Below are 12673 nucleotides of genomic sequence, written 5' to 3' on the forward strand. Positions count from 1 at the left end.
GGCCAGCAGCCGGCTCAGTCGTAGACACCCTCCAGCTGCCACCGGCCCTGCGAGCACCGCAGCAACAGCGCCAGCTGCTCCCCTGCGCCCGCCTCGCCTGGACCTGACTCGACTGGACCTGACTCACCGAGCAGCACCTGGGCGCGCACGGCCCGGTGCGCCTCGGCGGGATCCCACCACCGCTCGTCCACCGGCCAGGGCCCGGCCCACGCCAGCACCGGCCGCAGCCGGCCGTCGTAGCGGGCGGCCACCGGCTCCCCGCTGACCTCCGCCCGGCCGGTGACCTCCACCGGGAGCCCGGCGGCGTCCACCAGGTCCACCACCAGCGGCTCCGGGGGAACCGTGGCCGGCGCAGGGGCGGGCAGGCGACCCGGCCACGGCGCGGCCGGGTCGGCGGCGGGCACCCGCTCGTCACCCCAGGGCAGCAGGGTCACCTGCTCGGCCGGCCCGCGGCCCCCGCTGGGCACCCCCACCTGCACCGCGTCCCCCCCGAGCAGGCCCTGCACCCGCACCAGGGCGCGCCGGGCCCGCTCGTCGCCCTCGCCGACCCCGCCCCACAGCCCCAGCTGCAGGGCCCCGGCGGAGACCACCTCCACCGGCTCCAGGCGCAGCAGCACCACTCCCGCGGTCGGCCGGGAGCTGCTGCGCCCGGTCAGCCACCCGTCCAGCTGCCAGCGCACCCGGTCAGCGGTGCCCGCGGGGGTGAGCGGTTCCGCGCAGCGCCAGGTGCGAGCCAGCTCCTCGCCGTTGCCGGTGCGGGCGCGCACCAGCAACCGGGTGCAGGCCACCCCGGCCGCCGAGAGCGTGGCGTGCAGCCGCTGCGCCAGCGCGCGGCCGGCGAACGCCGCGGCGTCCACCCGCTCCACCGGTGGGTCGCAGTCCAGCTCCACCTCCAGCTCCACCGGGGCCCGGCGGGCGGCAGGGGGACGCTCGGCCAGCCCGCGCGCGCTGCGGTGGGCCAGCACGGCGTCAGCACCGAAGCGCGACGCCACGTCGGTGGCGGTGAGCGCGGCGAAGTCCCCCACGGTGTGCAGGCCCAGCCGGCGCAGCAGGTCCACCAGCTCCACCCGGGCCGGGGCGGCCAGGCTCGGCTCGCGGGCCAGCTCGGCCACCGGCAGCGGGGCCAGGAACTCCGCACCCCCGCCGGGCGGAACCACTCGGCCGGTGCGGGCCGCCACCACCGCGGTGGACATCGCGTCGGCGATGCCCACCTGGCACTCCACCCCCACCCCGGACACCTCGTCCACCAACCGCTCGGCCGCCGCCTCCTCACCGCCGAAGTAGCCTGCCGGCCCCTGCGCGGCGAGCACCAGCAACCCCGGGCGCAGGATCTCCACCCCGGGGGCGAGTGCGTCCACGGCCGCCACCACCGGCTCGAAGAACCGGGCGTCGCGGTCGGCGTCGACCGTCACCACGTGCAGCTCCGGGCACCGGCCCTGCGCCTCCCGCCGACGCAGCCCCCGGCGCACCCCGTCGGCCCGGGCACCAGCCGTGCAGGCCACCACCCGGTTGGCCGAGACCACCGCCACCGGCGCCGCGGCCGAGAGACCGGCGGCGGTGGCGGCGGTGACGGCCGGCCAGTCCGGGCACCACACCGCCAGCGTCCGGGACCGCCGCCGCGTCACCTCCTCCGGTCCGCTCACGCGCGCACCGCCCGCACCGGGACGGATCCAGGGGGCAGGGGCCCAGGGGCGGCTGCGGGAGCACCGCCCTGCCACTGCACCGTGGAGGGGGTCCCGGCCCCGAGCACCACGTGGGTGCCCCGAGCCCGCACCGCCTGCCCGCGTCCACGCACCTGCACCGCCAGCTCCCGGCTGCGCAGCCGGCCGTGCCCCCGACCCAGCCCGCGGCACCCGCTGACCTGGGCCCGAAGCTGCAGCTCAGCACCCGGCCAGGTGCCCCCGGTGACCACCAGCACCCCGCCTCGGTGCCGGGCCCGGGCCACCAGCCCGCGGGCCCGGGTGGGCGCCACGGTGGCCCCGCCCAGGTCGAGCACCACCAGGTCCATCCCGTCGAGCAGCACCGCGGCCACGTCCACCGGGTCCTCGCCGGGCTCGGGCACCAGCGCCACCCGGCCGAGGTCGGCCCCCATCTCCTGCGCCGCGAGCAGACCCAGGCTGGGCCGGCCCACCACCGCCGCCCAGCTGCCCGCCGCCGTCACCGACGCGATCAGCCCGACCAGCAAGGAGGTGGCGCCACTGACCGAGACCACCGTGCCGCGGGTGAGCCCACCCCGAGGCAGCAGGGCGGCCAGCGCCTCCGGCACGGGCAGCACCGGACGGGGCCGCGACACCTCGGCGGCGTTGGCACCTGCGCCCTTCCCCGGCACAGCCACCAGCCGTCGCAGCGCCGCGAGCCGCTCCTCGCGGGTAGCCTCGCCCGCACCTGCCGGCACCGTCAGAGCAGCCGTCATCACCACACCACCTCCGCACATCCCCAACCGCTGGGCAGGTACCGCGGGGAAGGCACGGCGCACACCAACAACTGCACTGACTCACTTGTTCGAACGTGTGTTCGAACGTGGACCAAGTACACCCCCTCGGAGGGCGCTCCGTCAAGTGCGGATCCGGCGGATCACCGGAGCACGACCGAGGGCGAGGGCGAGGCGCTCGGGCCGTGCCGAGATGTCCGCGGAGCAGGACCCGAGTCGTGGGGCGGCCCTGCCCCACCTAGCCTGGTCGGGTGCTGCGCACGGAGTGGGAAGCGGTCCTCGAGTCCAACCGCGCGGCCCTGGTCCGAGCGGTGCAGCCGCTCACCGACGAACAGAGCCGCCGGCGGCTGGTGCCCTCGCTGACCACGCCGGCAGGACTGGTCAAGCACTGCGCCGCCGCTGAGCGGGTGTGGTTCCAGCGCACCATCGGTGGGTTGGCAGAGGGCCAGTGCGACGGCTACGCCAGGGGTGATGACGGCGGCTGGCTGGTGCCGCCGGAGCAGACCCTGACCCAGGTGATCGCCGAGTACGAGGCCGCTGCCGCCCGGTCGCGGGCGATCGCCCGGACCGTCGCCGACGATGACCTCTTCGTCCACTACCGCCGCGGCGCGGTCAGCTTCTCCTGGATCTGCGCGCACATGATCGAGGAGCTCGCCCGCCACGCGGGGCACGCCGACATCCTGGTCGAGCAGATCCTCGCAGCGGATGCCGCCGGCCAGACCCGCGCAGACCGCCGCTCCATCCCTCAGTCGGCCACCGAGGAGTAGTCGACGAACCCGCTGGGGTCGTGCCGACCGATGCTGGCGTGCTCGAGCATCCCCCACCCCACGGCCCCGTCGCAGGTGGCCCGCGCGACGTGGTCGATCACGCCCCAGGGCACCCGGGCGACCACCTCGGGGTCGGTGAGGTCGTAGGCCTGCGCCTGCACCCAGCCCGCCCCCTTCCACTGTCCGTGCGTCCAGTCCGGGTCGCCGCCGTAGCCCGCGCCCACGTGCAGCGCCACGTGGTTCACCGTCTCCACGTCGATGGTCACCGGGGAGCCGTCGCCCGCCGTGAGGTGCAGGCGAGCACGCTCGGGGTGGCGCGTGCCGGAGCGGTAGGTGATGTCCAGCCGCGGCCAGCCCAGCTGCTCCACCCGCCCGTCCGGCCAGATCCGCTTGGCGTCGTTGAGGGTGCGGTAGCCGTCCGGGCGCTCCTGGATGATCACCACCACCGCGAAGTCGTCGAAGCGCAGCGGCACGTACAGCCACCAGAACCCCTCGGCCGGCTCGGCCGCGGCCCGGCCCGCGGGCTCGCCCTCCCCCACCGGACGGATGCCCCAGGAACGGTCCCTGGTCCCCGACCACACGTCCGGGGTCACCGCGACGTCCTCCCCGGCGATGGACAGGGTTCCGCTCCAGGTGCCCAGCTGGGCGAAGCGCTGCGCGTCCAGGGTGGGGCGCGCCCCGCTCAGCATCAGGTGCGGCTCCTCGTCCACCGCCGGGAACGCGCCGGTCCAGGTGATGTCCGCGCTCAGCGTCTCGTGCTCGCACACCAGTCGCAGCATCTTCAGCGGCTCCAGCACCTCGATGCGGTACCCGCCCACCGCCAGGTCCAGGCTGCGCTCGGTGAGCGCGTCGGAGAAGCGCACCACGTGCTGGCAGTCGTCGCGCCGCACGGTGAGGAAGGCGTCGGTGACCCCCAGGTTGGGGTACACCCCGAAGCCGGTGACCAGGAAGATCCCGCCGTCCTGGTTGTGCGCGTTGAGGTAGGACCGGTCGTAGAAGTTCCGGTCGCTGCTGGCCACGCGGTCCATCGTCAGCGGGGCCTGGTGGATGGGGAGCTCGTCGAGCGGAGAGGGCATGGGTCGTCTCTTCCGTCAGGAGGGATGTCGCAGGAGGGATGTCGCAGGAGGGATGTCGCAGGAGGGGGTCAGGACCAGCCGTAGGTGCCGGCCAGCAGCTTCTCCATCGCCACTCGGTGCATGACGAAGTCGTCCGGGTCCTCCGGCAGGGTGTCCTCGCCGAAGTGCATGCTGCGACGCTTGATGCGGGCCATCACGATGGCGTGGCGCAGGGCGGCGTAGACCAGGTAGAAGTCCAGGTCGGCCACCGTGGCGCCGGAGGCCTGCTCGTAGCTGCGCACCACGTCGCTGCGACGCAGGAAGTCCGGCAGCCCGGGCACCCCGGCCATGTCGGCGAAGTCCTGGAAGAAGCGGTGCAGGAAGATGAACCAGGCGACGTCGATCTCGCGCGGGCCGACCGCGGCCATCTCCCAGTCGAACACCGCCACCGGCTCGAAGTCCTGGTACATCACGTTGCCGATGCGGGCGTCGCCCCACAGCAGCACGTTGGGCCCGGGCTCGGCCGGCCAGTGCTGCTCCAGCCAGGCGAAGGCCCGGTCGATGATCGGCACCCGGATGCCGTCGTCCAGCAGCGCCCACCGGTAGTAGGCGTGCTGGTCGTCGACGTGGCGACGCAACGCCTGGGCCGGGTCGCCGGGGCACAGGTCGTCGAAGACGGTCTCGGGCTCCCCGATGGCGTGGATGTCCGCCAGCACCTGCAGCGTGCTGTCCTGCAGGCGCTGGCGCTGCTCAGGAGTGGCGTCGAGCACCCAGCTGTCGAAGACGTAGGGCAGGTTGTCCGGTGGCACCTGCCCGTAGGCGCGCTCCATCACGAAGAACGACGCCCCCAGCACCGCCGGGTCGGTCTCCAGCCACCACAGCCCGGGCACCGGCACGTCGCTGAGCGCGGCCACCCGCCGCAGGATCTCGAACTGCTGGGCCATGTCGTAGCGCGGGAAGACCAGCATGGCGGTGGACTCCGGCGCGGTGCGGGCCACGAACGACCCGCTGTGCCTGCGCCCGTCCACCGTCCAGCTGGCGTCGAAGAGCACCGAGGCGCTGGAGAAGCCCATCACGTCGTCCTGGTCGGCGACGGTCAGCTCCGCCGTGGCGTCACCGACCCGATCCGCCAGCCAGGCCCGCAGCGGCTCCTGCAGCGACGCGAACGAGCGCGCCGTAGTGGTGATGCGGTGCTTCTCCAAGGTCACGACGACCACCCAGCTCTGCTCGGTCCACAGGGGCGGGACCAGCAGGACTAGAACCGGTTCCAGTCGCGAATGTAACCTGGGTCACAACCATCGGGCAAGACCCGAGCTCAGTGGGCGAAGTGCCGTGCCCCGGTGAGGTACATGGTGATGCCGGCCTCCTGCGCCGCCGCGATCACCTCGTTGTCGCGCACCGAGCCGCCGGGCTGGACCACGGCCCGCACCCCACCGTCGATGAGCACCTGCAGCCCGTCCGGGAACGGGAAGAAGGCGTCGGAGGCCCCCACCGACCCGGTGGCCCGCTCCCCTGCCCGCTGCACCGCCAGCTGGGCGGCGTCCACCCGGTTGACCTGACCCATGCCCACGCCCACGCTGGCGCCGTCGGCGGCGAGCAGGATGGCGTTGGACTTGACCGCACGGCAGGCACGCCAGGCGAAGACCAGGTCGGCCAGCGTCTGGGCGTCGGCCGGCTCACCGGTGGCCAGCGTCCAGCTCTGCGGGTCGTCGCCCGGAGCGTCGAGGATGTCGCGCTGCTGCTGCAGGGCGCCGCCGGAGATGGGTCGCAGCTCGGTGCCGGCGCGCTCCGGCGCCTGTGCCACCAGGATGCGCACGTTCTTCTTGCGGCTGAGCACCTCCAGCGCACCGTCGGCGTAGGACGGCGCGACGATCACCTCGGTGAAGATCTCCGCCACCTGCTCGGCCATCTCCACGGTCACCTCGCGGTTGGCCGCGATCACCCCGCCGAAGGCGCTCACCGGGTCGCACGCGTGGGCCTTGCGGTGTGCCTCAGCGATGGCCCCGGCACCGTCCAGGGCGGACACGGCGATGCCACAGGGGTTGGCGTGCTTGATGATCGCCACGCACGGCCCCTCGTGGTCCCAGGCGGCCCGCCAGGCGGCGTCGGAGTCGGTGTAGTTGTTGTAGGACATCTCCTTGCCGTGCAGCTGCTCGGCCTGGGCCAGGCCGGCGGGCGCACCGGGCTGGGCGTACAGCGCCGCGGCCTGGTGCGGGTTCTCGCCGTAGCGCAGCACTGCCGAGCGCTCCCAGGTCTGCCCGCTCCACGCCGGGAACAGCTGGTCCGGCTCCGGCGCCAGCACCGAGCCCATCCAGGTGGCGACGGCGACGTCGTAGCTGGCGGTGTGGCGGAAGGCGTCCGCGGCCAGCGCGGTGCGCTCGCCCAGCGTGAAGCCCCCGGCCGACACCGCGTCGAGCACCTCGGCGTAGCGCTGCGGGTCGACCACCACGGCCACCGACGGGTGGTTCTTGGCGGCGGCACGCACCATGGACGGCCCGCCGATGTCGATCTGCTCCACGCACTCGTCCGGGCTGGCCCCGGAGGCCACGGTCGCGGTGAAGGGGTAGAGGTTCACCACCACCAGCTCGAAGGCGGCGACACCGAGCTCCTCCAGCTGGGCGAGGTGCTCGGGGCGACGGGTGTCGGCGAGCAGGCCGGCGTGCACGCGGGGGTGCAGCGTCTTGACCCGACCGTCCAGGCACTCGGGGAAGCCGGTGAGCTCCTCCACCGGGGTCACCGGGACACCGGCGGCGGCGATCTGCTGGGCGGTGGACCCGGTGGAGACCAGCTCGACTCCCGCGGCGTGCAGCCCCTGCGCGAGCTCGGCGAGCCCCGTCTTGTCGTAGACGCTGACCAGCGCACGCCGGACGGACTTTCGCGTACCACTCATCTGGGCTGCCTCACTCATGGATTCGGGCCTTCCGTCCGTCGGTGCTGATTCCTCTGGCGGCCACGGCGGACACCACGTCCACCAGCAGCCGTCGTTCCACAACCTTGATGCGCTCGTGCAGGCTCGCCTCGTCGTCGTCGTCGAGGACCGCCACCGCCTCCTGCGCCAGGATCGGACCGGTGTCCACACCGGCGTCCACCAGGTGCACGGTGGAGCCACTCACCTTCACCCCGTAGGCCAGGGCGTCGGACACCGCGTGCGCGCCGGGGAACGACGGCAGCAGCGCGGGGTGGGTGTTGAGGGTGCGCCCGCCGAAGCGAGCCAGGAACGCCGGGCCGAGCACCTTCATGAAGCCGGCGGAGACCACCAGGTCGGGGGCGTGCGCGGCGACGGCGTCGGCGAGCGCGTGGTCCCACGCCCCGCGGTCCGGGTGGTCGCCGAGGCGGACGGTGAAGGCGGCCAGGCCGGCGTCGGTGGCGTGCTGCACAGCGGGGCAGTCACGGTCGGTGCCCACGGCGACCACCTGGAAGGGGTGCTCGGCAGAACCGGCGGCAGCGACCAGCGCCTGCATCAGGCTGCCGGCACCCGAGACGAGGACGACGACGCGGGCCGGTGCCCCGGCGACCGGCGGTTGATCCTCGCGGGGCGCGTTCAGGGCAGAACTCCTGGCTACTCGACGGACAGCCCGGGCGCGGACTGGTCGTCAGCCTAGACGGCACCCAGGACGCCGCTTCCGTCCAGGTCGGTCCGGAAGGGGCTGGTCAGTCCTGGGAGCCGCGGCGCCCCTTCTCCTCGGCCTTGGACAACCGCTCGACCCGCGCCGCCTTGGCGGCCTCTGCCGTGGACGGCTTGCCAGCCCGCCGCGACGGGCGACTCGCCCGCAGCTTCGCCTTCTCCTCGGCGGTCTTCACTGGCTTTACCTTGTGCGGCTTGACCTTGTGCGGCTTGACCTTCTTGGCCGCCTTCCGCACCGTGACAGCCTCGGCCTTGGCCGCCTTCCGCTCGGCGCGCTCCGGCTCGTCGTGCTCGCGCAGCAGCGCCACGCTGGCGCTCACCAGCAGCAACCACGCCGCCGTGGCCCCGCCCAGGGCGAGCACCGGAACACCCACCGGCGACAGCGTCCCGGAACCCAGGGTGCCCCCGGCCAGCGCCCCCAGCAGCGCCACCACGAGTCCGGCGAGCACCGCCGTGGCGCCCAGCACCGCGAGCACCGATCGCTGCCGGCCACCACCGGTGTCCCCGCCGGCTGCGCGCACCACCCGGGCGCCCAGCCGGGCAGCCACCACCACCGGCACCACCAGCACCACCGGCCACCACCAGGAGCCGCTGCCGAAGGGCACCGCGGCCAGCACGGGCAGGGCGGGCAGGGGCGCATCCACCGAGCCGAAGGCCGTCACCGTGCTCTGCCCGAGCACCGCGCCGGGGCCCACCGCCACCGAGACGGCACCGAGGACCACGTTGGGGAGGTAGCCGAGGGACAGCACCACCAGGCCCAGCCCGCCAACCAAGCCCCCGCCGCTGGAGACCAGGTCGGCGACCGTGCCGAGGGAGAGCAGCAGGCTGAGGACGGTGAGCACCGCGGCGCCGAGCACCAGCTCGGCCACCGCCCGCGGGACCAGCAGCAGCGCCGCGGACAACCAGCCGGGCAGCGGGGCCAGTGCCCACTCGCGCAGCCGCGGCTGCGCGGCCGCACCGAGCAGCGCGCCGAGCAGGTGCACCCCGGCGACCGCGAGCAGGGCCACCACCGGGTTGGGGCTCTCCAGCGGCAGGTCAGCGGACTGGGTGCGCACCAGGGCCAGGGCGAGGCCCGCGAGCACCACCGGGCCCGCCACCGCCGCGCCCAGCGCCCGGCGCGGGTCGTGGTCGTGGCGCAGCGCCGCGGCAGTGCTGCGGGCCGTGGCCCACACCAGCAGCGCGGTGGGCAGCAGCGGCAGCACGCCGAGCACGCCGCCGCCGAGGGTGACGGGGACCTGGTGCATGGCGAGCCACGTCATCGCGGTGGACGCGGCCACCCCGCCCAGCTGGGCACCCGCAGTGACCAAGGTAAGCAGGACCAGCGCGGCGGCGATGGCGGCGGAGGCACCCGCGGGCCCCACCGCGACTGCGAGCAGGCCGCGCAGCTCGGCCCCCCTCGACCGCTCAGCGCCCCTGGAGCCGGAGTCGTTGCGGTCGGGGCGTTCGAGCAGAGCAGTCACTCTTGCAAGGATTGCACCGCGGCCGGGCACCGCTGGGCAGGCGCGCCGAACGCCGAACGGGGCACCACGCGTGCTGCGTGGTGCCCCGTCCGGGTGTTCGAGTGTTCAGTAGCAGCTACTGCTGGTTGGGCTGCCCGTACTGCGAGTCACGGGGGTGCGGGCCGGAGCCCTCCGCGGGGGTGGCGCCGAACGCCTGCGTCGGGGGCGCGTACGACCCGGACGGCTGCCCCTGCTCGGGGTTGTCCTGCGGCCACGACTGCTCCTGGCCCTGCTGGCCGTAGGGCTGCTGGCCGTAGGACTGCTGCTGGCCGTAGGGCTGCTGAGCCTGCCCGTAAGGCTGCTGCTGCTGCGGCGCCTCGCCGTAGTAGCCGCCCTGCTGCGGCTGGCCGTAGGACTGCTGCTGCTGGGCGCCGCCCTGGCCGAACTGGCCGAACTGGCCCTGCTGCCCGGACTGACCGAACTGGCCGGCGCCACCGGCGCCCTGGCTGGACTTCCGCGGTGCCTTGACCACGCCGAGCTCGAGAAGCAGCGCACCGACGGTCACGAGCATGAGCACGAGACCGAGCACGAGCTCGAGGTAGTTGCCCCAGGCCAGGTCCGTGCCGTCGCTGGCGGTCGCCGCACCGATGGTGGAGAAGACCAGGTAGATGAAGCCGGAGACGCCGAGCACGGCGGCCAGGCCGGTGTACCGCTCCTGCCGGGGCAGCAGCGGGAGCGCCAGGAGCAGGCCGGCGATGAAGAGCACCACGAGCGGGCCAGCGTTGCCCGCCTCGTAGAAGTTGCCGCTGGAGTCCGAGCCCCTGGCGCTGGACTTGATGTGGGGCAGGAAGCCGAGCAGCAGGACGAGCAGGCCGAGGCCGGCGGCCACCAGGCCGAGCAGCCGCCCGAGACCGACGTCAGCACCCGTTCCGGGCCGGCCTGCGCCCGCGGGGGCGGACGAGCCCTGACCCGCGCTGGAAGGTTGGTAGGTCATCACTTCTCCGTGTCTGTAGAGGCAGTGGTCTGCCGGAACAGGTTGCTGCGGAGCATCTCTGCGCGCCGCAGCCGCCTGGAACGGCATCATTCTCGCCCACGGTAACGGATCGTCACCCTCATCCGGGACGAGAACGGGCCGACCCCCCGGAGGGAGTCGGCCCGTTCAGCGACGATCTGCGCTGATGATCAGCCGTGCAGCACGAAGTGCTACAGGGACTTCATGATCTCGCGCATCAGGTCCGCGGTGGCGGACGGCGTCTTGCCGACCTTGACCCCGGCGGCCTCGAGAGCGTCCTGCTTGGCCTGCGCGGTGCCCGAGGAGCCGGACACGATGGCGCCAGCGTGGCCCATGGTCTTGCCCTCGGGGGCGGTGAAGCCGGCGACGTAGCCCACGACGGGCTTGGTCACGTGCTCCTTGATGTAGTCGGCGGCACGCTCCTCGGCGTCGCCACCGATCTCACCGATCATCACGATGGCCGCGGTGTCGGGGTCCTCCTCGAACGCCTTGAGGCAGTCGATGTGGGTGGTCCCGATGACCGGGTCGCCGCCGATGCCCACGGCGGTGGAGAAGCCGAAGTCACGCAGCTCGTACATCATCTGGTAGGTCAGCGTGCCGGACTTGGAGACCAGCCCGATCTTGCCGGACTCGGCGATGTTGGACGGGATGATCCCGGCGTTGGACTGTCCGGGGCTGATGATGCCGGGGCAGTTGGGGCCGAGGATGCGGGTCTTCTCGCCCTGCTCCACGTTGTAGGCCCAGAAGCCGGCCGAGTCGTGCACCGGGATGCCCTCGGTGATGACCACGGCGAGGCCGATCTCGGCGTCGATGGCCTCGACGACGGCAGCCTTGGCGAACGCCGGCGGCACGAAGATGACGCTGACGTCGGCGCCGGTCTCCTTCATGGCCTCGGCGACGCTGGCGAACACCGGGATGCCGTCGACGTCAGTGCCCGCCTTGCGCGGGTTGACACCGCCCACGACGTTGGTGCCGGAGGCGACCATGCGGCGGGTGTGCTTGGTGCCCTCCGAGCCGGTGATGCCCTGGACGATGACCTTGCTGTCCTTGGTCAGGAAAATAGCCACAGTGATCGATTCCCTTACTTCGCGGCCGCGAGCTCGGCAGCCTTGCTGGCCGCGCCGTCCATGGTGTCGGCCTGCTGCACCAGCGGGTGCGCGGCCTCGGCGAGGATGCGTCGACCCTCGTCGACGTTGTTGCCGTCCAGACGGACGACCAGCGGCTTGGTAGCCGAGTCACCGAGCATCTCCAGCGCCTGCACGATGCCGTTGGCGACCGCGTCGCAGGAGGTGATGCCACCGAAGACGTTGACGAAGACGCTCTTCACGCTCGGGTCACCGAGGATGACGTCCAGGCCGTCCGCCATGACCTGCGCCGAGGCGCCGCCACCGATGTCCAGGAAGTTGGCGGGCTTGACGCCACCGAAGTCCTCGCCCGCGTAGGCGACGACGTCCAGGGTGGACATGACCAGACCGGCGCCGTTGCCGATGATCCCGACCTCGCCGTCGAGCTTGACGTAGTTCAGGCCCTTGGCCTTCGCCTTGGCCTCGAGTGGGTCAGCTGCACCCTTGTCCTCCAGGTCGGCGTGGTCGGCGTGGCGGAAGTCCGCGTTGGCGTCCAGGGTGACCTTGCCGTCGAGGGCCAGGATCCGGTCGTCCGGGGTGCGCACCAGCGGGTTCACCTCGACGAGGAGCGCGTCCTCGTTGACGAAGACGTCCCACAGCTTGGTGATGCACTCGGCCGCGGAGTCGAGCACCTCGGCGGGCAGTCCACCCTTCTCGGCGATGCTGCGCGCGGTGGCCAGGTCGACACCCTTGTTCGCGTCCACGGGCACCTTGGCCAGCGCGTCGGGGTTCTCCTCGGCCGTGACCTCGATCTCGACTCCACCCTCGACCGAGCACATCGCGAGGAACGTGCGGTTGGTGCGGTCGAGCAGGAAGGAGATGTAGTACTCGGCGGCGATGTCGCTCGCCTCGGCGACCAGGACGTTGGGCACGACGTGGCCCTTGATGTCCATGCCGATGATGTTCTGGGCTTCCTTGTGCGCGTCCTCGGCGGTGGCGGCGTACTTGACGCCACCGGCCTTGCCACGCCCACCGACCTTCACCTGGGCCTTGACCATGACGGGCTTGCCGATCTCCTCGGCAATGGTCTTGGCCTCCTCGGCGGTCTCAGCGACCCGGCCGGGGGTGGTCGGTACTCCGTGCTTGGCGAAAAGGTCCTTCGCCTGGTATTCGAAGAGATCCATCAGCTCACCATCTCGTCTACGTTGACGCCCGACCAGGGGATGGCCGGATCCTCGGGGCACATTATCGACGTCTGGCCCCGCAGCGGGGATGGCGGG

Annotated in this window: 11 protein-coding genes; 1 reads left to right on the forward strand and 10 read right to left on the reverse strand. The window is 73.0% G+C overall.

Annotation, left to right across the window (positions count from 1 at the left end):
* Positions 1-14 precede the first annotated feature (14 nt).
* Positions 15-1643: a DNA polymerase Y family protein gene (locus AC3YNX_RS00900; RefSeq protein ID WP_489994342.1), complete on the reverse strand. Its 1629-nt coding sequence runs from the start codon at positions 1641-1643 to the stop codon at positions 15-17.
* Positions 1640-2413, reverse strand: a complete 774-nt coding sequence (locus tag AC3YNX_RS00905; protein WP_489994343.1) for a hypothetical protein — start codon at positions 2411-2413, stop codon at positions 1640-1642. The genes AC3YNX_RS00900 and AC3YNX_RS00905 overlap by 4 nt, the downstream gene beginning before the upstream one ends.
* A 269-nt stretch (positions 2414-2682) precedes the next feature.
* On the opposite strand from AC3YNX_RS00905, the gene AC3YNX_RS00910 reads away from it, so the two are divergent.
* Positions 2683-3198 carry a DinB family protein gene (locus tag AC3YNX_RS00910; protein ID WP_489994344.1) on the forward strand — a complete coding sequence of 172 codons (516 nt, stop codon included), beginning with the start codon at positions 2683-2685 and terminating at the stop codon, positions 3196-3198.
* Here AC3YNX_RS00910 and AC3YNX_RS00915 read toward each other — a convergent pair.
* From AC3YNX_RS00915 to sucC, 8 genes are all read right to left on the reverse strand, one after another.
* Entirely contained in the window at positions 3177-4274 is a 1098-nt protein-coding gene (locus tag AC3YNX_RS00915) for an Rv3169 family protein (RefSeq protein WP_127783914.1), read from the reverse strand. The genes AC3YNX_RS00910 and AC3YNX_RS00915 overlap by 22 nt on opposite strands.
* Positions 4275-4342: 68 nt before the next feature.
* The gene (locus tag AC3YNX_RS00920) at positions 4343-5461 is read right to left on the reverse strand and encodes a phosphotransferase family protein (protein ID WP_241248961.1); all 1119 of its coding nucleotides are present in this window, start codon (positions 5459-5461) and stop codon (positions 4343-4345) included.
* 107 nt (positions 5462-5568) lie between these two features.
* Positions 5569-7143, reverse strand: a complete 1575-nt coding sequence (purH, locus tag AC3YNX_RS00925) for a bifunctional phosphoribosylaminoimidazolecarboxamide formyltransferase/IMP cyclohydrolase (protein ID WP_489994345.1) — start codon at positions 7141-7143, stop codon at positions 5569-5571.
* A gap of 10 nt (positions 7144-7153) precedes the next feature.
* A complete protein-coding gene (gene purN, locus AC3YNX_RS00930; protein ID WP_127783916.1) occupies positions 7154-7798 on the reverse strand; it encodes a phosphoribosylglycinamide formyltransferase in 645 nt (214 codons plus the stop codon).
* Positions 7799-7904: 106 nt separating this feature from the next.
* On the reverse strand, positions 7905-9338 hold the full coding sequence (locus AC3YNX_RS00935) for a cell division protein PerM (protein WP_489994346.1): 1434 nt from the start codon (positions 9336-9338) through the stop codon (positions 7905-7907).
* A gap of 115 nt (positions 9339-9453) precedes the next feature.
* Complete coding sequence (locus tag AC3YNX_RS00940; protein ID WP_489994347.1) at positions 9454-10311, reverse strand: DUF5336 domain-containing protein; 858 nt, start codon at positions 10309-10311, stop codon at positions 9454-9456.
* Positions 10312-10520: 209 nt separating this feature from the next.
* Positions 10521-11396, reverse strand: coding sequence for a succinate--CoA ligase subunit alpha (gene sucD, locus AC3YNX_RS00945; protein WP_127783919.1), 876 nt, complete (start codon positions 11394-11396; stop codon positions 10521-10523).
* Between the two features lie 14 nt (positions 11397-11410).
* Positions 11411-12577, reverse strand: a complete 1167-nt coding sequence (gene sucC, locus AC3YNX_RS00950) for an ADP-forming succinate--CoA ligase subunit beta (protein WP_127783920.1) — start codon at positions 12575-12577, stop codon at positions 11411-11413.
* Between the last annotated feature and the right edge of the window lie 96 nt (positions 12578-12673).

It is taken from the genome of Rhodococcus sp. Z13_19A (genome assembly GCF_058133575.1).